We start from the raw sequence: 21859 nt of genomic DNA on the forward strand, positions 1-21859 counted from the left end.
GCCGGCTGTCACGGTCGACAGCAGCAGGCTCGCCAAGGCGACGGCGACGGAGGTGCGGCGGATTCTCGTTCTCCGAGGTATCACGGACTCGCCTTCGCATCAGGGCACTTGGCAGGATGCACTGTAAGGAGCGCGTTTCCGCCGTGTCAACGCTTGAAGACGCGCCGATGACGTGCAGGTTCGGGCGGGGCGGACGTGGTCGGCGCGCCGGGAACGGGGGTCCCAGGATTCCTCGTCGAGGAGGAGTCCATGGCCCAGTAGTCCGGCTGCTCGGACGGCGCTGGACAAGGACCGGCAACGTCGGGGGCCTGAAAAGCAGGAGAGCGGCCGACCGGCCGATGTCGTATCAGCCCTGGACCCGGCGAGGGACGAGCGGCAGTTGTACGTACCCGACGTGTGCCGGGCCGGTGTGGACGCTGTTGGTCGCGCCGGTGTGGTAGCTCGGGTCGTACGCGTGGTGCGTGCCGTGGCCCTGGCCGTCGTAGGGCTGGATGTCGATGCGGACGCGGTGGCCCTTACGCACGACAGCGGTGTGCGGGATGAGTTCGATCTCCACCGGGACGACCTCCCCGTCGTTCAGCGGGGCGTGATCGGCTTTGAGGTGGGTGTGCTTCGGCGCGTATCCGGTGCTGCGTGCGGGGTCGAGCTTGCGGTGCGACGCCTTCAACCAGCCCTTCGCCACCGGGTAATGCGCGGCCTTGAGCCCCATCGTCGTGGGGCCGGAGTAGTCGACTTCCCTGTTCTTCTCGTCGACGACGCGGAGGGAGACGTAGATGTCCATGTCCTGGCTGTCGGCGGAGACCCAGAGTTCGACTTTGCCGTATCCCGCGAGGACATGGTCCTCGGTCACCGGGTCGCTGATGAAGGAGACGCCGGTGGTCCGCGGGTCGGTGGCCGCCGACCCGGTGTCGCCGCGCAGGCTTTCGGGGCCGAGCGCCGCGTCGGCGAGCTGGACTTCGGCGGAGTAGCTCACGCGGGCCTCCTCGCCGGGCCGCGTCGGCGAGAGGCGCAGGAAGTCGTCGCGCACACCGTCGCCGCTCCAGGCGGACGGGGCGGCGTCGAAGAACCACTTGGTGTACCGCGTCCGCGCGATCGGCCATTCGTCCTCCTCCTGGATGTAGGAGGCGCCGTTGCCGGTGCGTATCTCAAGCCGTACCGGCGGCCTGTCCATGATGCCGTTGTCGATGCCCTTCAGCCAGTGGTCGAAGAAGGCCATGTGGTCGGCGACGGAGTCCTCCGCATAGGACTTGACCAGCCAGTCCTCCCAGAAGTCGAGCTTCTTGTGCGGCGTCGGGGTGTGCACGTAGGTCTCGCTGCTGCCGAGTTGGTGGAGGTGGCTCACATGGGTGGTCGCGGCGACGGCCCAGAGGGGCACCGTGACGTCGCTCATGTCCGGGCTCATGAAGACCTCGGCGCGCGGCCCGAAGATGGCGTCCGGGTCGGAGTCCTTGAACGGGTTGTCCCGCATGGCCTTGAGGAAGTCGACGGCGTCCAGTTCGCCGCACACGGCCGGCACCAGGCCGTTGCGGTACCAGTGTGGGAAGAACTCTTCGTTGAGGATGCCGCCGTTGTAGGCGACCTGTTCGTACAGGTCGATGTCGGTGCCGATGGCGACCATCGCCTTGAGGTGGGCGGGGCGCAGGCTCGCCACGGCGTGCTGGGTGACAGCGAGGTAGGACATGCCCCACAGCCCGACGTTGCCGTTGGACCACGGCTGTTCGCCCGCCCACTCGATGGCGTCCTTGTACGCCTCGGCGGTGGAGATGCCCCAAGGCGCCAGCGTGCCAGGGCTCTTGCCGCTGCCGGGTCCGTCGACCCGGACGACGGTGTAGCCGTTCGGCACCCAGGTAGCGGTGTTGACGGTCTCGTGGTTCTCCCAGGGGAGCCCGTCGGCGTTCCCGTGGAAGTACTCGTCCTCCATCTGCTCGTGCTCCTCCAGTTCGGCGTCACCGCAGATGGAGTGGTGGTTGAACGCCTTGCCGTACACACCGCAGCCCATGATCACCGGGTACGCGCCGTCCTCCGCGGGGCGGAACACGTCGGCGTAGAGGTGCGAGCCGTTGCTGAGAGGGATCTTGACGTCGCGGAAGCGGCGGATGCCCATCGCGTTGCGGCGCAGCTCGTTGCGGGCGGCGGCGGGGGAACACAACTGCCGCGGTGTGCGGTCCTCGAAGACGCCGGCGCCGTCGAGGTCGGCGAGCAGCGAGACCATGACGGGATCCTGGGTGAAGGCCAGGATCTCATCGTCCTCCCGGCCCGCGAAGGCGATGTCATGCCGGAAGTCCAACGGGCGTGCGCCGATGATGTCGTGGACCTCGGGGGCTATCCGGGTGCCGTGGTCGAGCACTCCTTCGCGGTCGAGGGTGAAGACCAGGCGGGCGATGTTGGTGAGACCGGGGTCCTTCAGTTTGTGCGGGCTCCCGTCGACGCGGCTGACTATCTGCGTCAAGTTCACCTGAGGGGCGCACTTGACGGTTCCGATCGCGTTTTCGCCGAGGAGGAAGGCCATGCGCTCCCCGTCGCGGTACCGGAATTCGCCACGCTCGTTCGTCAGGCCGGAGCAGCTCGGTGTTTCGTACTTGATACCGCTGATGGGACCCGCGAGAACTCCGGTGCGGAGCATGCTGGAACCTCCTGATGTGAAGTGCTGTTGCGGCCGGGCGACGGCGTGGATCGCCGTCACCTTGTTGGCCGTCGTGCTATTCCTGCCTGGCCTCGTCGCCCGGCGGGGGCAGGGCCACGGCACGGAGAAAGGCCTGGGCGAACGTCTCGATCGTTTCTTCTTTGCTGGGCAGGTCTGCCGCGGCGACCTGGCTGGTGACGGGGCGCAACAAGAAATGGTGGAAGATCGGGCCGGTCATCATCTGGGTGAGCAGCATGGGCGGGAGATCCCGGACCCGGCCGGCGGCGGCTTCTTCGGCGAGCCACGCTCCGAGGCCTGCCAGGAGGCGCGGAGTGAGTGTCTGGAAGACCATCAGGACGTTGGCGTCGCCGGGGCGGGCGAAGACCTCCGCCAACAGGGCGGGCAAGACACGCGGTTCACGTTCCAGCGTGTCGACCATGAGCCGCGTGAGGCGCCGGACGGTGTCCTCCAGGTCACCGCGCGACGTGGCAAGAAGCGCCTCGACGTCGACGGTGGGGCTGTAGCGCTCGAACACCAACCGCAGCAGTTCGTCACGTCCTCCGAAGGTCGCGTAGAGGCTGGGTACGGAGCACTCGGCGGCAGCCGCCACACGTTCGAACGTGACCGTGCCGAGTCCCTGCGTACTGATCAGGGTGCCTGTGACCTCGATCGCCCGCTCTCGGACCGGCTTGCGTCCCCCGGGTTCGACGCCGGCCGCGCGCAGCGCCTCGTCCAGGGCGTGCCGACTGCCGCCGATCCGGCGTACCAGTGTGCTGCGGGAGATCCCGGCCTCCTGGGCGATGTCCCGGAGCGTCACCTCGGCCACGGAGACGCCACGCGCTTCCGCGGCCCGCAGGGTTGCTCCGACGATGTCCTGGGGGACGATCTGCTCGTCCGCCGACTTATCAGTACGTGACATGTTGATAAATCTACTATGCAGTCGCGTACCAGACCTGCGTGGTCCCGGCGGGCGAAGTCGGGTCATCGGATTCCTCCTCGCACGTGGCGCGTCGGCGTTCTCGCTCGGCTTGTTATGAACGGCGTTCGAGCACGCTCATGGACGCCGGCGGCGCCTCCGATCCGCACAGCTCCCGCCCGACGTTCTCCATCCAGGTGTCGATGCCGTGCGCCGCGTGCAGGCTGCCCGCACGGCAGTTGCGCGCGATCAGCTGAAGCGGCTGCCGTTTGGTGATCGCAGACGCCCCGGACGCACGGAAGAGCGTCTCGACGGCAGAGCCGCACGCGTCCCAGATGTACGCCACGTCGGTGTGGAGCTGGAGGGTGTCAGGCTCGGCGGGGTCCGCCTCCGCTGCCTCCAGCCGGTCGAGCTGAGCCACCGCGGCGTCGGCCACCGCTGCCGCCGCCCGGATCTGGGTGTGGGCGCGACCGACGGTCAGGTGCGTGATCGGCGCGTCGGCCTGTTTCGCGTACGGCGAGTACGGGATGCCACGCTTCCCGATCGCCCCCAGGAACACCTCCATGGCGTGGTCGGCCATGCCGAGCGCGACACCCGCTCCGGTGACGAGCGAGCGGGCGAGGCCTCCGCGACGTGGTCCGAGGCCCCGCTCGGTAAGCCCGGCGAGCCGCTCGGTGAGCCGCTTCGGAGTGCTGAAGTACCCGTCGGGGACGAACAGTTCGCCGTCCGTCGCCACGGTCTGGCTGCCCGTGGCCGCCATCCCCATCGCGTCCCAGTCGTCCCTGGCCGCAAGCGAATCCTTCGGGACGAGCACCATCCCGACCTTCGCGTCGTCCACCTCGTCGTAGAAGACGGCGAGATAGCCGTGGGACGCGTGAGCACTCCCCGTCGCGAAGGGCCATGCGCCCTTGATCATCCAACCGCCGTCGACCTGCCGTGCGGTCCCCGACGTGCGCCGGCTGGTCCCGCCCACAGCGAAGGTGCGATTGCCGACCCACGGCGACTCGTACACCGGGGCGACGACGTCGTCGTCGAAGGCACAGCTCCACAGGTTCCCGCCCGCGGCCGCCCACACCATCCAGCCGGTCGCCCCGCATCCGGAGCCGAGTGCACGGAAGATGTCGTGCACCTCCCGGGTCGTGAAATCCGCTCCCCCGTACCGCTTCGGTGTCGTCAGGCCGAACACACCGGCCGCGTCGAGACGCTCGATGGTCTCCTGCGGGATGCGCCGCTGCCGCTCGGCCGCTGCCTGGTGCTCGCGCAGCCACGGCCGCAACTCCACGACGCGGTCGATGATCTCCTGCGCCTTCGACTGGCCGATGTCCGCCTTGATGCCCTTTGACATATACCTCATCGCCTCCTGGTCGTCGTCACGTTCACACTTCGCCGCGGCCGTCATGGCATCCGCGCGCACCGGATCAGCTGGGCCAGTCCTTCTCCGCCGTCGGCGTGCCGTGAAAGCCGGCAACCGGGCGCAGGCTGGGGTCGGTTCCGTCCCGCATGCCCACGGAGGCGTCCGGGTGGTCGTCGAACCATCCGTCGGAGGGGTACTGGTACATCCAGTCGACGAGAAGCCTGCGGCGCGCGATCAGCCAGACACCGTCCCGCCGCTCGAACCGGTCGAGGTAGCGTCCCCAGAGTTTGACGTAGGCGCCCTTCCACTGGTGCTTCTCCGAGCCCTGGTGATAGGCGTTCAGGTACGTCTCGACATGGGCGACGTCGGGCCCGTCGAACTCGACCAGGCTGTTGCCGAGGAGATGCATGGTGCGGACGAACCGCGGCATCTCGCCGGACAGGAAGTCGACGAATCCATCCACGGAACCGATATGCAGGCTCTCGGGGAACTGGACCCAGGCGTCGCCGTGGAAGCCGCCCCTGACCAGGCTCATGTCGACCCGGTCGAGACCGCGGCAGTAGCGCAGCAGCACGTCGTGGATCTCCGCACGTGCGCTCAGTTCTTCGACATTCATCGGCGTATCTCCTTGTCGATATGGCAACGCGTCATTACCGCGCTTCGTCGGGCGCGGCAGTCGCCCCACGCCCCGCCGGTGCATGACACTCGGGTAAACCTACTGTGTACTCACGTTCCAGTCGAGAGGTGTGCGTCAGCTTTCAGGGGGTGACGGGTTCGCGCCGTGAGGTCTCGACGCCCCCCGAGTCGAAGGCCGGTGCGGAGCGGGACGGCGCAGTACGCCTTCCGCGCCGGTCGGCGATCAGCACGAGGGCGACCCCGACGACGACCCAGACGGTCAGGACCAGGGCGGGGAGGCCGTCACCCACCCCGCCGAAGAAGGCGTTGACACGCAGAAGGCTGCCCGATGCGCCCGGCGGAAGCAGCTGACCGAGGGTCGCCCATCCGTCGGGGAGCCAGTGCGGACCGGTGGCCAGACCCGAAAGCGGGTTGCCCAGCAGCATCATGACGGCACCACCGAGGGCGAAGCCGGCGACGCCGAGGAGAGCTTGGAGGCCGAGGAGGGTCGTGGACATGGCCGTCATGCCGAGGATGACCCCGAGCGCGGTGAGCCCGTAGTCGCCGTCGATCGAGTGCGTACCGAACTGGAGGACGGCGACGACGGCCGCGCCCGCCGCGACGGAGAACAGCACGGCTCCCGTCAGACGTGTCCGCAGCCCGCGATGGCCGGGGAAGACGCTGCCCAGGATCAACGCGGGAAAGATCCCGCCGAAGATCATGGGCATCAGTGCCGCGGTCATCCCCGCGCCGCGTGGGTCGTCCTCGGTGAACGGCACCAGTTCGTGGACTGTGGCCTGTGTCGTGTTCTGTGCTGCGACGCTGTCACCCAACCCGGTGAGCGCGCTGGTGACGGAAGGGCCGCCGGCGGTGGCGGTGTAGACATCGACGCCCTGCGCGGTGATCGCCAGACCGCCCGCGATGTCGCCCTCTTTGGTGGCCGACTCGACGGCATCGGTGGTCGCGTAGCGACGGACGTCCCACCGCGGGCCGTCGATGTTCTTGTGGAGGGCCTCGACTGCCGGCCGGGGCCCGGTAGCACCTATGGGTACGTGGTGCGGTCCGCTGTGCAGCGAGGGCAGTGCGAAAGCGCACAGCATGGTGGTGATGAGGGCCGCCAGGCCGAGGACGACCAGGGTCAGTTTGCGGCCCGCACGGGGTGGAGCGGAGTAGTCGGACACGGCGAACCCTCACCTCAGCTACGGACGGCCGCTGCGGCGACGATCCAGTTCCTGAACTCGACGGCGTAGTGGCGCAGGTGGTGTTCGAGGACGTCGTCGGGGCTCGTGACGGGGAAGTAGACGGTCAGGTTGGCGGTGAATCCGTCGGCGGTGTCGCCGAACTGGATGAGGGCCCGGCCGACGACCGTGCCATCGGCCAGGAAGAGGTTCGAGGACATCTTGCGCGGGAATTCCGACTCCGGGAGGAGCTCGTCCGCGTCCTCGGCCCAGGCCAGCGCGGCCGTCCCCCAGCCGCCCATGTAGAACGAGCAGACGTACGGGCCGATGTTCTCCACCACGCGTGCGCCGATGTCGTCGGTGCCCATCACGTAGTGCTCGGGGTGTGCGACGAGCAGTGCGTGCTCGTCGCCGGCGAAGGCCTCGTCCATCCAGGCCAGGAACGCGGCCGAGGTGAGGCCCTGCACGGCGAGCACGGTCGTGCCCGCCTTGAAGCGGTCCTTGGAAGTGCGCGCGCACTCGCGCAGGAAGGCGTTGCCCTCCTCGATGTCGGCTGCGAGAAGGTCGAGCAGGCCCTCGCGGCCCAGCCGGGTCCTGAAGCGGTCCAGGGCTCGGCGGGCGTAGAACAGCTCGAAATCGTCGATGCTCCCGGGGCCGGCGGGTCCTGAGGTGAGAGTCACGGACACGGACGACGGGGTCTGGCTGTCGGGCATGGTCGAACCTCCGGAGTAATATGTGAATGCGAATTCGCATTCATGTTCTGAGAGTACCCAGAGGAAGGCACCCGTTGTCAAAGGAGCCGGACCAGCCGGCGCGCTACCGGGAGCCCCGGCAGGCGCGCAGCGCGGCGACGCTGGCTCGCGTTCTGCGCGCGGCCGAGGACATCGCCTCCTCGTCCGGTCTGGAGGAGATGACGATCACCGGTGTCGCCGAGCGCGCCGGCGTCTCGGTCGGCACGATCTACCGCCGCTTCGAGGGGAAAGAGCAGCTGATCACCGCCCTGACGGAGCGGATGCTGGAACAACGCGAGCAGTACATGGCCGAGCAGCTGCGCGCGGCCGAGCCCTCACTCTCCGGCGTCATGGACGCCTACGCGCATGCCCTGCTGCAGTCCTTCGCCGACAGCAGCAACCTCTTCCCCGAACTGCTGCGCGCGCGGGTGACCGGCGCCCTCGACCGCGGGGCGCACACCATCACCGAAATCCACCGCCTGCTGCTCGAAGCGGCGGCCCCCTACACCGGCCAGATCCGGCGCTCCACCCCGCAGACAGCGCTGGACACCGTAGCCCGCGCCATCCTCGGCGCCTGCTTCCACAACTCCGTACGCCCCGACCCCGCCACCGGCGAAGCAGCCCAACGTCAGTACGCGGACGAACTCAGCGACATGGCGATCGCCTACCTCCGCACTCCCGACCGCCGTGGTACCACGCAGAGCTGAACAGCCCACACTGCCGCGCTCCTACGTGCCGTCGTCGGCCTTCGGCGTGGGGACCAGCACGCTCTGGAGGGCGGGCCCGACGAGCGCGATCAGCCTCTCGCGCTCCACTCCGGTGAGCGTGGGGACACCGACGATGCCCCGCCCCACCACGAGCCCGACGAGCATCGACGACACGACGCCCACCCGGAGCATCGCGTCGTCGTCGACAGCACGCGCCGCCAGAGCGCCGACCAGCAGCCGCTCCTGGAGGAACGCGCGCAACTGCTCGTTCGCCTGATCGTTGACGATGGCACCGCGGAGCATCGCCATGAGCGGCTCCGAGCTCCGCGCGTCCTCCTCCCACACGTCGAGGAACGCTCGGACGACGCGTTCACCGAGACCGTCGTCCGCCCCCTCGAACGCGGCGCTGAAGCGCGTCAACGCATCCGCCGGAACCGACATGACGGCGGCGAACAGCTCGTTCTTCGACCGGAAGAACTGCATCACCAGCGACGCGTCCACCCCGGCGTCGGCTGCGACCCGCCGGATCGTGGTCGCGGTGAAGCCGTCAGCCGCGAAGCGGGCGCGGGCTGCGGCGAGGATCGCCTGCCGGGTCGTGTTCTCCCCCGGCCGGCGGCCGCGGGGCGCGGTGTTGGCGGGACTCGTAGGCGCGGTCATGCCCCAAAACTACCTCCCCGTAAAAATATCAACGGCTGTTGAGTTCTTGGATTCGCGGACGTACGCTCGCCACGTTGCCGGCGGCCGACCGCGGGCGCAGAGATGCGAGGAGCTCACCATGAGCGACGACCAGAAGGTGTTCACACCGTCTCAGCCGCTGGAGCCGGGTGACCGGTACGGGATCTTGAGCGGATTCGAGCCCGGGACAAGGACATTGGAGGCGGGATTCAGGATCGCGCCACCGTTCCGGCCCCTGCCGGTCGACATCGTCTTCGAGAAGGACGTGCCGGTCACCCTGCGCGACGGCGTCACGATCCTTGTCGACGTCTTCCGCCCCACGGGGACGGAAAAGGTGCCGGTCATTGTGGCCTGGAGCCCGTACGGAAAGGGCCAGGGAACATCCGCCAGCGTCCTCGGCATCTTCGGCATGGTCGGGCTCGACAACGGCACCGTCTCCGGACTGGAGAAGTTCGAGGGCCCCGACCCGGCCTACTGGTGCGCGCAGGGCTACGCGATCTGCAACCCGGACATCCGTGGCGTGGGCAACTCCGAGGGTGACAGCGTCCTGTGGGACCGCCAGGAAGGGCGCGACTGCTACGACCTCGTCGAGTGGCTGGGCGTCCAGCACTGGTGCACCGGCAAGGTGGGGATGAGCGGAACGTCCTATCTCGCGGTCTCCCAGTGGTTCACCGCCGCCGAACAGCCGCCGCACCTCGCGGCGATCAACCCGTGGGAAGGCGTCAGCGACGTCTACCGCGACCTGGTGACGCGTGGCGGCATGCCCGACACCGGGTTCGCCGGGCAGCTCCAGGACAACAGCTTCTTCGGCAACGGCCGGAAGGAGGACATCCTCGCGGAGGCCGAGCGCCACCCGCTGATCAACGGCCTGTGGGAGAACAAGATCCCGCAGTTCGAGAAGGTCACCGTGCCCGCGTACGTCGTCGCCAGCTACTCCAACACCCTGCACACGGCGGGAACCTTCCGCGCCTGGCGCCGGATCGCGTCCGAGGACAAGTGGCTGCGCATCCACAACAGCCAGGAATGGCCCGACTATTACGACGAGGCGAACCGGGCGGACCTGCAACGGTTCTTCGACCGCTACCTCAAGGGTGAGGACAACGGCTGGGAGCAGACGCCGCGCGTGCGCTACTCGCTCCTCGACCTCCAGGGCGGCGACCGGGTGGACAACCCGGCAGACCAGTTCCCGCCGGCGGACGTCACGTCGGCGAAGTACTACCTCGACGGCCACTCACGGACCTTGAGCACGACAGCGCCCACCGCCGACGCGGCAGCGGCCTATGTCGTCGGGTTCAACCCGGACACGGTCTCGTTCGTGACGCGCTTCGACCAGGAGACGGTGCTGGTCGGCTACCCGAAGGCGCATCTGTGGGTCGAGGCGAAGGGTTCCGACGACATGGACCTGTTCCTCCTCGTCCAGAAACTCGACGCGTACGGCACACCGCTCCAGCAGTTCACCGTGCTCAACCAGGGGGCACGGATCCAGGACGTCACCGAGCGGGGCGCATCGATCCTGCGGTACAAGGGTTCCGACGGACGTCTGCGCGTGTCGATGCGCCACCTGGACAAAACGTTGTCCACCGAGGACGTCCCCGCCCACAGCTTCGACCGGATCGAGAAGCTGGCACCCGGCGAGGTCGTCGACGTAGAGATCGACCTGCTCCCGGTCGGGCTCACCTTCCACCCGGGCGAGCAGCTTCGCCTCGTCATCAGCGGCCGCTCGCTCCTCGGCACGATGATGCCCGGAATCCGCGAGTACGCCCCTGCCAACAGCGGACAGCACATCATCCACACCGGAGGCGATCAGGCGTCGTATCTCCAGCTTCCGGTCAAGACGCCCTGACCTGAGCGACGCCCCTCACCCCGGGTGCTGGACGGCCTCGCCCGTGTACGGGTGGTGCCCCGGCCGCTTCGCAGCGGCCGGGGCACCACCTGGTCCGGGGTCAGCGGTAGGTGCGAGTGACTCAGCCGCCTTGAGGTCCCGTGGGCGCGGAAGCGGTGAAGGCGGCGAATTCCCTCTGGGTGAACTGCTCGAATGTCGTCGGGCGTCGGCCGAGCAGCCAGCTCAGTACGTTGGGGTTACCGATGAAGTCATGGCTGCTGTAGCGCTCACTGATCGCTCTCAACAGCCGCGCCTGATAAGGAAACTGGGTCGCGCTGTCGGCTCCGAGGGTCGCCTTGAGGAATGTCTCGGAGTCGATCCGCTCGGCCGCGATGTCACGACCGGTCACCTCCGCGATCACCCTCGCCAGATCGTGGGCCGTATACCGCCCCGGCGCGACCAGTTCGTACGTGGCGCCGGCATGCCGGTCGCTTTCGACGAGGACGTCGCCTGCCACTTCTGCCACGTCGCCCAGGTCCACCATCGACTGGTAGCGGTCGAGCGCCCAGGAGAGTGCGAAGACGCCTTTCTCGAAGGCAGGCGTAAGCCGGTGGCGCAGCATGTAGTTGGCAGGCTGGAGGATGGTGAACTCCATCCCCGACGAGATGAGGCATTCCTCCAGTTCGCGCTTGATCTCGTGTTGAACGAGATCGGTGATGATCGCGTGCAGCGCCGAACTGAGGACGAAATGCCGTACGCCCGCCGCCCGGGCGGCGTCGATGAAGGCGAAGCCCATGTCCCGTTCCCGGGGATGGAGGGCCGGTCCTACGTAGTAGACCTTCTCAACGCCTTGCATGGCCTGGGCCAGGACGTCCGGTTGGGCCATGTCTCCGACGACGATGTCGGTGACTCCCGTCGCGCGGAGGGTTCGCGCCGATTCCTCGGAGCGGACACAGGCCCGGAAATCAACTTCGGCCGCCAGGAGTCGCGGGATCAGCAGCTTTCCCTGATTGCCGTTTGCCGCAGTCACCAGTATCAATGTTCGACTCCTGGGCCGCTGTGGTCGTGTTCAAGGTGGTGCTTGATCAGGAGGTCGGTGCCGAAGTCGTTGGAGGGGTCGCGCCAGACGCTGTGGACGTGGTTGGCGTTGTCCTCGGCGTTGTCGAACTCGACGAGGGTCACCGGGCCCTGGACGCGGAAGTAGTGGGGTTGGTCGATGGCCGTGCCGCCGGCCCAGGCGAAGTGCAGTTCGTCGGTGCCGCCGGCGGCACCGATGCGGTCCATCTCGTACCCGATCAGTCCCGGGCGGGCACGCTGGACGAAGTGGGCCAACAGAGCGTCGAAGTGGGCGCGCTGGGCGGCGGAGAGGTCGCCGGCGCGGATGCCGCGAGGATGGGCGCGGAAGTAGGCGAGGGCCTTGCGGTCGTCGTCGGTGATCATCGCGTCGCGCCGCCCGACACCATGGTGGGCGGGGTACTCGACCTCGCCGATGGTCGCGACGGTGCGGGTGACGAAGTCCGCCGGCGGCTTGGAGTGGATGACCGTCTGCTTCTGCTGGGGGCCGGTGAGGCTGTCCAGCAGGGCGAAGGCCGTGTCCTCCTCCTCGCCGAGGATGCGGAAGGGACCGAAGCGAGCGGGTTCGGCACCGAGCAGGAACGGGGTGGCGCTGACGAGGTCGCCGTCGACGACGGTGATGTTGACCGACAGGTGGTGCCCGACCAGCCGCCAGCCCCAGGTGGTGTCCGGCTGCGGCTGGCCGAAGAACGTGAGGTAGTAGCCGCGCGCGTCGCGGAAGGTGGCCGCGATGTGACCGAACACGGGCAGGTTGAGCTCACGGAGTACGTGCTCGTTGGTCATCACCTGGATCACCCGTGCGTAGGCGGGGATCGACATGGACTCGGCGATCAGCCGGTGCGCCAGCGCTTCCTGGTGGCGGTCGAGCTCTCCGAGCGGGAGGCCGTGCCGGCCTGACTCGGGCAGGAAGTTCCAGTGTGTCCGGCCCGGGTCGTCGTGAGGCAGCAGTACCCGGGTCCGCTGATCGGCACTCAGGCCGTCGTAGAGCCCCATCGCCGCGAACGTGACCGCGGTCGCGTCGAACGAGCCGCCCGGCCGCGGCCGGTGCGCCTCCGGGAGTCCACCGTCCGGGGGGACGTGCGGTGTTGACGTCATGGTGTTCCTTCCACCGGAGCCGGTTGGAGTGCCCCACGCAGGCGCGGGACGAAGCGCGGGATGTCGCTGTGCCTGCCGGCCGCGAACACGTAGAAGTCCGGCCGGGCGAGAACCGCCTCGCAGCCGTGCTCCGTGAACCAGCGCTCGTAAACCCCGTCGAGATCCTGGACGGGGCCCGCGCCCGACACGTCGGCGATGACGCCACCGATCCGCTGGAACCAGGCCGCGTCCTCGGCGCTCAGCACCTCGGTGGGATCGCCGACGCGGCTGATCAGCTGCCAGCCACCGCCGACGACGTCGTCGAACAGGCCCGTCCGGCCGGCGACCCGGACCTGGCCCTGCGGCGCCAGGCGCCCCTCCACTCCCCCGCCACTCGCGAGCGTCAGCGACGGCTCGCCCAGACGCGGATGCGGGGGCTCTCGCGTGGCGGCCTCCGGATCACCCGATCGCTTCTTCATCTCAGCGTCCCTGGCCGCCGCCCGGCCGACGTCGAGTTCGCAGATCACACGGCCCGCGGCCACCGCCTCGTCGATGATCTCCCGGACGTGCCCGGTACGTTCGGGTCCGTACGTGTCGAGCACCGTGGGCGCCGCCAGCCCGCGGTGCACCATGCCCAGCCGCCAGGTCAGCGCCCGGGCGTCCCGCAGGCCCGAGCAGAGCCCCTGCCCGAGGAAGGGGGGCATCAGGTGGGCCGAGTCGCCCGCGAGGAACGCGTTCCCCTCGCGCCAGGTGTGCGCCCACCGCCCCCGGAAGGTGTAGACGGCGTGCCGTTCCAGCCGGGCGGTCCCCGGTGTCACGCCCCAGGGCGCCATGAGCCGCCAGGCTGTGCTGTCCTGACCCAGTTCCTCCACGGTCATGTCCGCGCCGCGCATGAACTCGAAGCGGCGGCGGCCCGGGCCGCTGTTGACCGCGGTGGCCGGCTGCGCCGGGTCGCAGTACTGGGTGACGAAGGCGCTCCACTTCTCCTCGACCAGCGGCTGGTAGTCAACGACCAGCCAGTCGGCCTGGAACCCCGAATCCCCGACGTCGATGCCAAGCTGGGAGCGGACGGCGCTGTTGGCCCCGTCGGCGCCGACGAGCCATCGCGACCGCACCCTCAGAGCCTCGGTCGGCTGCTGGGTGGGGGCGAGTCGCGCGGTCATTCCCCCGTCGCCCTGGGTCAGGGCCTGGAAGGTCCAGCCACGGTGGATCCGCACGCCGGGCGTCGCCTCCGCCAGTTCCTCGAGCGCCGCCTCAAGGTCGGGCTGGTAGAAGCCGTTGGTGTTCGCCCACCCCGATTCGGCGGGCCTGTTCCAGTCGATGGCCTGCAGGAGTTCGCCCTCGCCGTTGCGGAACTCGTACCCGCCCCGTTCGCCCTGGGACGGTTCGAACAGGTCGGTGTGTTCGGCCATGAGCCCTGCGGACTGGAGAATGCGGAGCGCCTCATGGTCGATGGTGCACGCCCGCGGGGACGGATAACGCCGCGGCCACCGCTCCACCACAGCCACCCGCAGACCGGCCTGACCGAGGAAGACAGCGGTCAGCAGCCCGACGGGCCCGCCCCCCACCACCAGACAGTCGACCACCGTCCGAACATCCCCGGCGGGGTCCTGCTCCGGAAAGGTCGTCATGCGCTCGCTCCCGCCGGCCGGTCGGCGTCCCGCGCGGGGCCCGGTGGTGCGGGAGTACGGGTCACGGTCGCGTGCTCCGGCTGTGTCGGGGTGGGGTGTGGACGGTGGCCGTCTTCGGTGAACATTACATATTTGACGTGCGGGGAGGTCGTCTGCGCGCGCCACGCGGCCGGGAGTTCCGCCAGGGGGAAGGTGCGGACCTCGACCTGGAGCCCACCGCCGCCGAGGGCGGTCCACAGCCAGGTCAGCGCTGCCTCCTTGTCGCGCAGCGGGGTGTGCAGGCCGGCGAAGCCGGACAGCGTGAGCTGCTTGCCGCGCAACAGCCCGGCCGGCACCCGCGCCGTCGCCCCTGCCAGGTTCCCGATGTTCACCACCCGGGCCCGTGGCGCGCACACCCGCAACGCCGCCTCCAGCGGCACTCCGTAAAGGCCGTCGAGGACGACGTCCACCGGGCCGGCCGCGGCCAGCAACCGGTCTCCCAGCTCATCGGGTCCCTCGCCGGCGCGTAGTGCGACGACGGCGTCGGCGCCGAGGGCGAGCAGGCGGTCCAGCGCCACCTGGTCGCGGGCGAGGCCGATCACCCGGCCCGCACCGCTCCTGTGTGCCACCTGGACCGCGAGCTGCCCGACGGCGCCGGTGGCCCCCAGTACCAGCACCGTCTCCCCCGGGCGCAGGCCGGCGTCCTCGACCAGTGGCATGAACGCCGCTGTGCCGGAGTTGCCGACGGCCGCAGCCGACACCGGGTCGAGGCCGTGGGGCAGCGGCAGCAGTTCGTCGTCGGCGACGAGCACCTGCGCGGCGAAGGCGCCCGGCGTGGCCGGTGAGGCATGGCATTCGGCATAGACCAGGGAGCCGGGCGGGTGGCGGTCGGAGTCGAGTACGACGCCTACGCACTCGCTGCCCGGGACGTAGGGCGCGGCGTGCCGGGCCGAGTGGAACGTCCCGGATGCGATGGCCAGGTCCAGCGGGTTCAGCGGTGCAGCGACCACCGACACCAGGGTGCTGTGGGGTGTCCGTCGCGGCAGCACGACCGAGCCCAGCCGAGGTTCGGCGCCGGGGGCGTCGAGGATCGCCGCCGGGACGCGGTTCGCCGGTGTGTCGTTCATCGCAGCCAGCCACGAATCGCGGGTCCGTCGGCGTCGAGCAGGGGTGGCGCTTCGTGTTCGAGTCGGGTGCTCTCGCTCAGCTCACCGTCGGGTGACATGTCGAACGTGCGCAGGGCCATACCGGGGAGCGTGAGGGTGCCGAGCGTCTCGTGCTTGACGTCCACGGTGAGTCGCTGTGAGCGGGTCTGCTCCCACTGATACACCTCGTCGATGGTGCGGATGCGCCCGGCGGGGATGCCGGCCTCGGTGAGTTGGGCGAGCACGGTGTCGCGGTCGAGGTCCGCGAAGCGACGCTCGATGTGTTCGGTGAGCGCGTCGATGTTCTGGAGTCGGCTGGTGTTGGTGGCGTAGTCGGGGTCGTCGGGGTCGAGGCCGAATCGGGCGCACAGCCGTCGCCACATCGTCTCGTTTCCACAGGCGATCTGAACCAGCCCGTCGGCACAGCGGAACGCTCCGTAAGGGGCGATGGACGGGTGCCGGTTGCCCTGGGCCCGGCCCACTTCACCGGCGACCGTCCAGGCGGTGCCCTGAAAGGCATGGATGCCGACGAGCGCCGCGAGCAGTGAGGTGCGTACGAGCTGTCCTCGGCCGGTGCGGTCCCGTTCGCGAAGTGCGGCCAGCACGCCGTAGGCGCCGTAGATTCCGGCGGTCAGATCGCCGACCGGGACGCCTACCCGCTGCGGGTGGTCGGGGTCGGGCCCGGTGAGCGACATCAGTCCGGCCTCGCCCTGGGCGATCTGGTCGTAGCCGGCCCGTCCGGCTTCGGGGCCGTCGTGGCCGAAGCCGCTGATGGACAGGGTCACGAGCCGGGGATTGAGTTCGGCGAGGCGGTCGGCGGTGAAGCCGAGCCGGTCGAGGACGCCCGGCCGGAAGTTCTCGATCAGGACGTCGGCCCGGCGGACGAGCTCGGCGAGGGTGGCCGCGTCCGGCTCGGATTTCAGGTCGAGGCTGATGGAGTCCTTGTTGCGGTTGCAGCTCAGGAAGTAGGTCGACTCGCGGTCGCCGGCGTCGGGCTGCATGAAGGGGGGTCCCCACCCGCGTGTGTCGTCGCCGGTGTCCGGCGCCTCGACCTTGATGACGTGGGCGCCGAGGTCGCCGAGCAGCATGGCCGCATGGGGTCCGGCGAGGGCCCGGCTCAGGTCGATGACCCGGATTCCGGCGAGCGGTGCGAACGGGGCGGTCATCGGTGGGGCCGAATCACGAACATGCTTGCCGGTTCGTCCGTGCCGTTGTCGACGGCACGGACGCAGCCGGCCGGGAGGAACAGCGAGTCGAGATGGGTGAGTTCGATCTGCTCGTCGTCGAGGCTGATCGTCAACTGCCCGGTGAGGACGAGGTAGACGGTGTCGACGGGGACCGGTGACCGTTCGGCCTGGGCACCAGGTTCGTAGGTGGACAGCACCACACTGATGGACTCGTCCTCAGCGGTTCCCATCAGTCGGAGGGGGGACACACCGCTGTGTCCCTCCGGACGGAACGCCGAGGCGTCTTCGATGCGGTGCAGCCGCGCGGTCATGCCGTTACCTCCGGTGTCGCGATGATCGGTGTGCGAATGTGTCCGACGCGTTCGATCTCGACCGTCACGTCGTCTCCGGGGTGGAGGAAGCGGGGTGGTCGCCGGGCGTATCCGACGCCGTTCGGAGTGCCGGTGACGACGAGGTCACCCGGGTACAGCGTCATCGATCTGCTGAGGTAGGCCACGATCTCGCCGACGCTGAAGATCATGTCCGCGGTGTTGCCGTCCTGCACGACCTCGCCGTTGACGCGGGTGACGATGCGCAGCCCGGCCGCGGGGTCACCCACTTCGTCCGCCGTGACGATCTCGCTCATCGGACCGCTCCGGTCGGCGTTCTTGCCGACGGTCCACTGAGTCGTACGGTGCTGGGCGTCGCGGGCGGTGAGGTCGTTGAACACGGCGTAGCCGAAGACGGCTTGCAGCGCGTCGCCGGCCGATACGTTCTTCGACTCCCGGCCGATGACCGCCACGAGTTCCCCCTCCCAGTCCAGGCCCTGCTCACCGGGCGGGACCGGCGCGGGCGTGCCCGAGACCGTGAGCGAGCGCGTCCAGCGGCCGAAGACGGAGGGGTGGGACGGCCGCTTGAACGTTCCTTCGGCCACGTGGGCGGGGTAGTTCAGACCGACGCACAGGACGCGCGCGCCGGGCGGCACCGGTGGCACCAGAGCCAGACCGTCGAGGTCGAGCACGTTCCCCGGTGACCGCAGAACGGCTTGCGCGGGCTCGGCCCAGAACTGCTCCGTGCCGCCGAGCGGCACCAGCTTCGACTCGCCGTCCAGGCGGCCGATCGCGCCGCCCGTCGCCGTGCGGTACCCAACAAGTTTCATCGCCATGCCTTTCCAGCTTCGCCGTGCTCTCGTCAACGTCGGCCGGCAGTCGGCCCAACCGGGTCTCCAACCGCGCTGGAGCAGGCAGGACTCCGGGTGACGAGCGGCCCCTGGGTTAAATGGACCTAACCATTAGGTCCGGCCATCATGAGATCCGCAGCCGCTTCCGTCAAGGCGTCCGACGGTCCGAGTCACAGCCGGGCCCCCGCGGATCGGCCCGAACCCAGGTCGGGCATCGGCAGTATCCGTTAGGCTTCATTCATGGTCTTGCCTGCTCACCGAACCCGCGCCGAGGACGTCGTCCTCTACGTCGAGGATTCGATCGAGAAACGTGGACTGCGTCCCGGCGACCACATCGGCACCCGGGCCGACCTGCGCGAGCAGACCGGCGTCGCGAGGGCCACCATCAACGAGGCGATCCGGCTGCTGCAGGAACGGCGACGGATCGCGCTTCGGCCCGGTCCGGGCGGGGGGCTGTTCGTCGCGGCGACCGATCCCGTGGTCCGGCTCGGCCGCACGCTCCTCACCGTCCACGGCGAGCCACTGGCGGTCGCCGGGGCCATCGAGGTCCGCGAGCAGCTCGAACCGCTTGTCGCCGCACACGCGGCACAACACCGCTCGGCCAAAGACGGACGCGAGCTCAAGTCGCTGATCACGGCGATGAAGAAGAACCTCGACGACGTGTCCCAGTTCGTCTCGATCAACTGGGACCTGCATGTCCGCATCGCGGCGATCTCCCCGAACGCCGTACTGCGAGGCACCTACGTCGGCCTCTACGAGTTCGTCAACCAGGTCTCACTGGTGAACCCCCAGCCCCGCGACAACGACTACATGGTGCGGCGACTGCAGGTCCACACCGACCTGGTCACCGCCATCGTCGCCGGCGACGTCGAAGCCGCGCGACACGCCGCGGAAGCGCACCGCCACTCGAACTGAGCTCGGCAGCCACACCGGGCCCGTCAGGCAGGCACTTCGCCGCCCCGCCCGGGCGACGGCTGCCGTCCTGCCCTGCGACACCGAGCCGTCCTTCGACGCCGCCACGCCGACCGGCATCTCGTCATCAGACCTAACCATTACCTCTGATACCTCACACCGAAACATGGGCGCCACCCCGCCGCAAAACCCTTGACACGCTCCTCGACGCGATGCAGGGTACGGCCTATTGGTTCGGCTCATTTACCTCGGGAACATGTCGCGGAGATTGCGGCGGAGGCAGTCCGGGAGCGAGCCCGTTCGCAGCATCACGTCCTTCCTTCGCAGACCAACCGGAGTGTGAAAGATGCTCGCAAAGTTCAGTGACCCGAGACGCGGCAGCGCCGCCCGCAAGAGGCGCTCGAACCGCCGTGACGTCTGGCGGATACCTGCCGCCTGCGTCTCGGCGCTCGCCGTTCTGTCGGTCGCGGCCTGCGGTTCCTCGTCAGGCTCGGCCGGTCCGGAGTCGGGGCAGCCGGCCAACGTCGCGGCGGCGAAAGCAGCGCTCGCGGACTACACGGTTCCACCGACCGGCTTCCCGGTGGCCGACGCGCTGAAGCAGCGGCTTCCGGCCGGCAAGAAGTTCGTCTACCTGCAGTGCTCGACGCCCATCTGCGCCGCGGTGGGCACGTTCATCAAGGAGGCGGTCACTGCCCTGGGCGGGACGCTGACCGTGGTGAACGCAGGTGCCACGGCGCAGACGGCACAGGCCGCCGCGTCGAGCGCCGACGCGCTGAAGCCGGACGCCGTGCTCCTCGGCGCGATCGACCCGGCTCTGTTCGGCGGGGGCCTGAAGAAGCTCGCCGGTGCCGGCGTCAAGCTGGTCTCCCTTCAGATCGCCAAGAACGTGGAGCCGTACGGCATCACCTTCAACTACCTGGGCGAGGAGCTGAGCCGGCGCAACGGAAAACTGCTGGCCGACTGGGTGATCGCCAAGAAGGGCGCGGGGGCCGAAGCGGTGTTCTACAGCGAGCCCGCCCTCGACATCTCAGCCCCGATGCAGAAGGCGTTCCAGGACGAGATGAAGAAGAACTGCCCGTCGTGCACGGTGCGCGTCGTCCCCATCGACGTGGCCACCATCGGGACCACAGCACCACGTACCGTCGTGACCGATCTGCAGGCCCACCAGGACACGAAAACAGCGGTGTTCGTCAGTCTCTCGGCAGCCGCAGGCCTGCCGGCGGCGATGAAGGCCGGCGGTCTCTCGGTCTCGACCGTGGGCTTCGGGCCCACGGCCGGCAACCTGCAGGACATCAAGGACGGTGGGCTGACGGCCGCGCTGAACATCGACTTCCCGGTGTCGACGTGGACGGCTGTCGACGCGGCGGCACGTCTGCTCCAGGGTGCTCGGCCGACGGCGGGCGAGCAGGCCGGTGAGGTGCCCGAACAGTTCCTGGAGCGGAAGGACATCACCTTCGATCCGACGCGTGGCTGGTCGGCGTTCCCCGACTACGCCCAGCGGTTCGCCAAGCTGTGGCAGGTCTCCTGATGACCGACACCACGACGCCGCTGCTGCGGATCGAGCACATGTCGAAGACGTTCCCGGGTCTGAAGGCCCTGGACGACGTGTCGCTGGAAGTCCGTTCTGGCGAAGTCGTCGCGGTGCTGGGGCACAACGGTTCGGGCAAGTCGACCCTGGTCAAGATTCTGGCCGGTGTGCATCAGGCCGATCCCGGGACGGTCGTCGAGGTCCGTGGCGCCGACGGCGAACCGGTGGCGGGACCTGCGGCCCGCGAGGGTCTGCACTTCATCCACCAAGACCTCGGACTGGCCGACATCCTGACGACGGTGGAGAACCTCGGTCTTGGCAAGTCCGCGCGCGGACGGGCCTTCGCCCCCATCCGTGGCATCGCCGAGCGACGTCGCGCCCAGCAGCTCATCGCCCGGTTCGGCGCCGCCTTGGATGTGACGGTCCCGGTGGGCAGGTTGTCGCCGGCGCAGCGGGCGATCGTCGCGATCGCCCGGGCACTCGACGGCTGGACCCGTCCGGACAATGTGCTGCTGCTCGACGAGCCCACGACGGCGTTGCACGGCGATGAGGTGCGGGTGCTGTTCGAGGCGATCCGGCGGGTCGCCTCGTCCGGGGCCGGGGTCGTCTTCATCTCCCACCGCCTCGACGAGGTGCTCGAACTGGCTGACCGCGTCGTAGTGTTGCGCGACGGACGGGTGGTCGCCGAGCAGGCCACCAGCGAACTTGATCACGACAAGATCGTCACGCTCATCGCCGGCCGCGAGATCGCCGAGACGGCTGTGACGCGCCGGGACGTGCCCGGTGAGCCGGTGTTGAGCGTGACCGGCATCAGCGGCGCGGAGATCGCGGACTTCTCCCTGAACCTGCGGGCGGGTGAGATCGTCGGAGTCGGCGGCATCCTGGGTTCGGGACGCGAGCAGTTGGCACCCATGTTGTTCGGAGCTCAGCACCGATCCGGCGGCCAGGTGGAGATCGGCGGGCGGGAGCTGATCCCCGACGACACCCAGGCGGCGATCGAGAGCGGAATGGCGTACGTACCGGCCGACCGCCGCCGTCACGGCGTGGTGATGGAAATGAACGTCCGGGAGAACCTGACACTGCCGCTGATGCGACCGCTGCGACGCTCCTTCGGACGTCTGGACAGGCGGACCGAGCGGGCACAGACCCACGCGTGGATGCACACCGTCGGGCTGCGCCCGGCCCATCCCGAGCAGCCGCTGAAACTGTTCAGCGGTGGCAACCAGCAGAAGGTCGTACTCGCCAAGTGGCTGCGCGTCCGTCCCCGTGTGCTCCTGCTCGACGAGCCCACCCAGGGCGTCGACGTGGGCGCCAAAGCCGCGATCTACGAGTTGGTCCTGGCCGCCCGGCGGAACGGAACCGCCATCCTGCTGTGCTCCTCGGACACGAAGGAACTCGTGTCGTTGTGCGACCGCGTCCTGGTACTCAAGGAGGGACGGGTGGTCAGCGAGGTTCCGCGAGAGTCCCTGAGCGAAGAACGGCTGGTCCGTGACGAGTTGGGACTTCAGACGGCCGGAAGTCCCAGCGGCACGGGCAGACTGGAGTGAGC

At 69.0% G+C, this 21859-nt stretch carries 19 protein-coding genes; 5 read left to right on the top strand and 14 right to left on the bottom strand.

The window, feature by feature from the left end:
* Window positions 1–346: 346 nt before the first annotated feature.
* From OHS57_RS01495 to OHS57_RS01520, 6 genes are all read right to left on the bottom strand, one after another.
* Entirely contained in the window at window positions 347–2623 is a 2277-nt protein-coding gene (locus OHS57_RS01495; RefSeq protein ID WP_328580667.1) for a CocE/NonD family hydrolase, read from the bottom strand.
* Window positions 2624–2699: 76 nt separating this feature from the next.
* A complete protein-coding gene (locus OHS57_RS01500) occupies window positions 2700–3542 on the bottom strand; it encodes a TetR/AcrR family transcriptional regulator (protein WP_328580668.1) in 843 nt (280 codons plus the stop codon).
* Between the two features lie 112 nt (window positions 3543–3654).
* On the bottom strand, window positions 3655–4893 hold the full coding sequence (locus OHS57_RS01505; RefSeq protein ID WP_328580669.1) for an acyl-CoA dehydrogenase family protein: 1239 nt from the start codon (window positions 4891–4893) through the stop codon (window positions 3655–3657).
* Between the two features lie 64 nt (window positions 4894–4957).
* Entirely contained in the window at window positions 4958–5509 is a 552-nt protein-coding gene (locus tag OHS57_RS01510) for a nuclear transport factor 2 family protein (RefSeq protein ID WP_328580670.1), read from the bottom strand.
* Between the two features lie 142 nt (window positions 5510–5651).
* A complete protein-coding gene (locus tag OHS57_RS01515; RefSeq protein ID WP_328580671.1) occupies window positions 5652–6689 on the bottom strand; it encodes a hypothetical protein in 1038 nt (345 codons plus the stop codon).
* A gap of 14 nt (window positions 6690–6703) precedes the next feature.
* Entirely contained in the window at window positions 6704–7399 is a 696-nt protein-coding gene (locus tag OHS57_RS01520; protein ID WP_041999652.1) for a hypothetical protein, read from the bottom strand.
* Window positions 7400–7473: 74 nt separating this feature from the next.
* On the opposite strand from OHS57_RS01520, the gene OHS57_RS01525 reads away from it, so the two are divergent.
* Window positions 7474–8124 carry a TetR/AcrR family transcriptional regulator gene (locus tag OHS57_RS01525; protein WP_328580672.1) on the top strand — a complete coding sequence of 217 codons (651 nt, stop codon included), beginning with the start codon at window positions 7474–7476 and terminating at the stop codon, window positions 8122–8124.
* Between the two features lie 21 nt (window positions 8125–8145).
* On the opposite strand, the gene OHS57_RS01530 is transcribed toward OHS57_RS01525, so the two are convergent.
* The gene (locus OHS57_RS01530) at window positions 8146–8781 is read right to left on the bottom strand and encodes a TetR/AcrR family transcriptional regulator (protein WP_041999645.1); all 636 of its coding nucleotides are present in this window, start codon (window positions 8779–8781) and stop codon (window positions 8146–8148) included.
* Window positions 8782–8899: 118 nt separating this feature from the next.
* Between OHS57_RS01530 and OHS57_RS01535 the strand changes: the two genes are divergently transcribed.
* On the top strand, window positions 8900–10642 hold the full coding sequence (locus tag OHS57_RS01535) for a CocE/NonD family hydrolase (RefSeq protein WP_328580673.1): 1743 nt from the start codon (window positions 8900–8902) through the stop codon (window positions 10640–10642).
* 121 nt (window positions 10643–10763) lie between these two features.
* Here OHS57_RS01535 and OHS57_RS01540 read toward each other — a convergent pair whose 3' ends face one another.
* The 7 genes from OHS57_RS01540 to OHS57_RS01570 form a co-directional block, all read right to left on the bottom strand.
* On the bottom strand, window positions 10764–11651 hold the full coding sequence (locus OHS57_RS01540) for an SDR family oxidoreductase (protein ID WP_328580674.1): 888 nt from the start codon (window positions 11649–11651) through the stop codon (window positions 10764–10766).
* 5 nt (window positions 11652–11656) lie between these two features.
* Window positions 11657–12790 (bottom strand): DUF3500 domain-containing protein, encoded by a 1134-nt coding sequence (locus OHS57_RS01545; RefSeq protein WP_328580675.1) that lies wholly within the window; start codon window positions 12788–12790, stop codon window positions 11657–11659.
* A complete protein-coding gene (mhpA, locus tag OHS57_RS01550) occupies window positions 12787–14400 on the bottom strand; it encodes a bifunctional 3-(3-hydroxy-phenyl)propionate/3-hydroxycinnamic acid hydroxylase MhpA (protein WP_328580676.1) in 1614 nt (537 codons plus the stop codon). The genes OHS57_RS01545 and mhpA overlap by 4 nt, the downstream gene beginning before the upstream one ends.
* Window positions 14397–15506, bottom strand: coding sequence for a quinone oxidoreductase family protein (locus OHS57_RS01555; RefSeq protein ID WP_328580677.1), 1110 nt, complete (start codon window positions 15504–15506; stop codon window positions 14397–14399). Before OHS57_RS01555 ends, mhpA begins: the two co-directional genes overlap by 4 nt.
* Window positions 15503–16690: a CaiB/BaiF CoA transferase family protein gene (locus OHS57_RS01560; protein WP_328580678.1), complete on the bottom strand. Its 1188-nt coding sequence runs from the start codon at window positions 16688–16690 to the stop codon at window positions 15503–15505. Before OHS57_RS01560 ends, OHS57_RS01555 begins: the two co-directional genes overlap by 4 nt.
* The gene (locus OHS57_RS01565) at window positions 16687–16941 is read right to left on the bottom strand and encodes a cupin domain-containing protein (protein WP_157874487.1); all 255 of its coding nucleotides are present in this window, start codon (window positions 16939–16941) and stop codon (window positions 16687–16689) included. Before OHS57_RS01565 ends, OHS57_RS01560 begins: the two co-directional genes overlap by 4 nt.
* A 77-nt stretch (window positions 16942–17018) precedes the next feature.
* Window positions 17019–17849, bottom strand: a complete 831-nt coding sequence (locus OHS57_RS01570; RefSeq protein ID WP_041999631.1) for a fumarylacetoacetate hydrolase family protein — start codon at window positions 17847–17849, stop codon at window positions 17019–17021.
* A 261-nt stretch (window positions 17850–18110) separates the two neighbouring features.
* On the opposite strand from OHS57_RS01570, the gene OHS57_RS01575 reads away from it, so the two are divergent.
* The 3 genes from OHS57_RS01575 (at window position 18111) to OHS57_RS01585 (ending at window position 21857) form a co-directional block, all read left to right on the top strand.
* Window positions 18111–18785, top strand: coding sequence for a FadR/GntR family transcriptional regulator (locus tag OHS57_RS01575; RefSeq protein WP_328580679.1), 675 nt, complete (start codon window positions 18111–18113; stop codon window positions 18783–18785).
* 343 nt (window positions 18786–19128) lie between these two features.
* Window positions 19129–20310, top strand: coding sequence for a sugar ABC transporter substrate-binding protein (locus OHS57_RS01580; protein WP_328580680.1), 1182 nt, complete (start codon window positions 19129–19131; stop codon window positions 20308–20310).
* Window positions 20310–21857, top strand: a complete 1548-nt coding sequence (locus tag OHS57_RS01585) for a sugar ABC transporter ATP-binding protein (protein WP_328580681.1) — start codon at window positions 20310–20312, stop codon at window positions 21855–21857. The genes OHS57_RS01580 and OHS57_RS01585 overlap by 1 nt, the downstream gene beginning before the upstream one ends.
* The last annotated feature ends 2 nt before the right edge of the window (window positions 21858–21859 follow it).

Source organism: Streptomyces sp. NBC_00370 (genome assembly GCF_036084755.1).
GTDB lineage: Bacteria > Actinomycetota > Actinomycetes > Streptomycetales > Streptomycetaceae > Streptomyces.

What these genes read in the sequence shown, in the direction of transcription:
- OHS57_RS01585 (WP_328580681.1), top strand. Translation starts at nt 20,310, where the DNA reads ATGACCGACACCACGACGCCGCTGCTGCGGATCGAGCACATGTCGAAG.
- OHS57_RS01535 (WP_328580673.1), top strand. Translation starts at nt 8,900, where the DNA reads ATGAGCGACGACCAGAAGGTGTTCACACCGTCTCAGCCGCTGGAGCCG.
- OHS57_RS01545 (WP_328580675.1), bottom strand. Translation starts at nt 12,790, where the DNA reads ATGACGTCAACACCGCACGTCCCCCCGGACGGTGGACTCCCGGAGGCG.
- OHS57_RS01560 (WP_328580678.1), bottom strand. Translation starts at nt 16,690, where the DNA reads ATGACCGCCCCGTTCGCACCGCTCGCCGGAATCCGGGTCATCGACCTG.
- OHS57_RS01565 (WP_157874487.1), bottom strand. Translation starts at nt 16,941, where the DNA reads ATGGGAACCGCTGAGGACGAGTCCATCAGTGTGGTGCTGTCCACCTAC.
- OHS57_RS01500 (WP_328580668.1), bottom strand. Translation starts at nt 3,542, where the DNA reads ATGTCACGTACTGATAAGTCGGCGGACGAGCAGATCGTCCCCCAGGAC.
- OHS57_RS01580 (WP_328580680.1), top strand. Translation starts at nt 19,129, where the DNA reads ATGCTCGCAAAGTTCAGTGACCCGAGACGCGGCAGCGCCGCCCGCAAG.
- OHS57_RS01520 (WP_041999652.1), bottom strand. Translation starts at nt 7,399, where the DNA reads ATGCCCGACAGCCAGACCCCGTCGTCCGTGTCCGTGACTCTCACCTCA.
- OHS57_RS01555 (WP_328580677.1), bottom strand. Translation starts at nt 15,506, where the DNA reads ATGAACGACACACCGGCGAACCGCGTCCCGGCGGCGATCCTCGACGCC.
- mhpA (WP_328580676.1), bottom strand. Translation starts at nt 14,400, where the DNA reads ATGACGACCTTTCCGGAGCAGGACCCCGCCGGGGATGTTCGGACGGTG.
- OHS57_RS01495 (WP_328580667.1), bottom strand. Translation starts at nt 2,623, where the DNA reads ATGCTCCGCACCGGAGTTCTCGCGGGTCCCATCAGCGGTATCAAGTAC.
- OHS57_RS01530 (WP_041999645.1), bottom strand. Translation starts at nt 8,781, where the DNA reads ATGACCGCGCCTACGAGTCCCGCCAACACCGCGCCCCGCGGCCGCCGG.
- OHS57_RS01575 (WP_328580679.1), top strand. Translation starts at nt 18,111, where the DNA reads ATGGTCTTGCCTGCTCACCGAACCCGCGCCGAGGACGTCGTCCTCTAC.
- OHS57_RS01510 (WP_328580670.1), bottom strand. Translation starts at nt 5,509, where the DNA reads ATGAATGTCGAAGAACTGAGCGCACGTGCGGAGATCCACGACGTGCTG.
- OHS57_RS01505 (WP_328580669.1), bottom strand. Translation starts at nt 4,893, where the DNA reads ATGAGGTATATGTCAAAGGGCATCAAGGCGGACATCGGCCAGTCGAAG.
- OHS57_RS01570 (WP_041999631.1), bottom strand. Translation starts at nt 17,849, where the DNA reads ATGAAACTTGTTGGGTACCGCACGGCGACGGGCGGCGCGATCGGCCGC.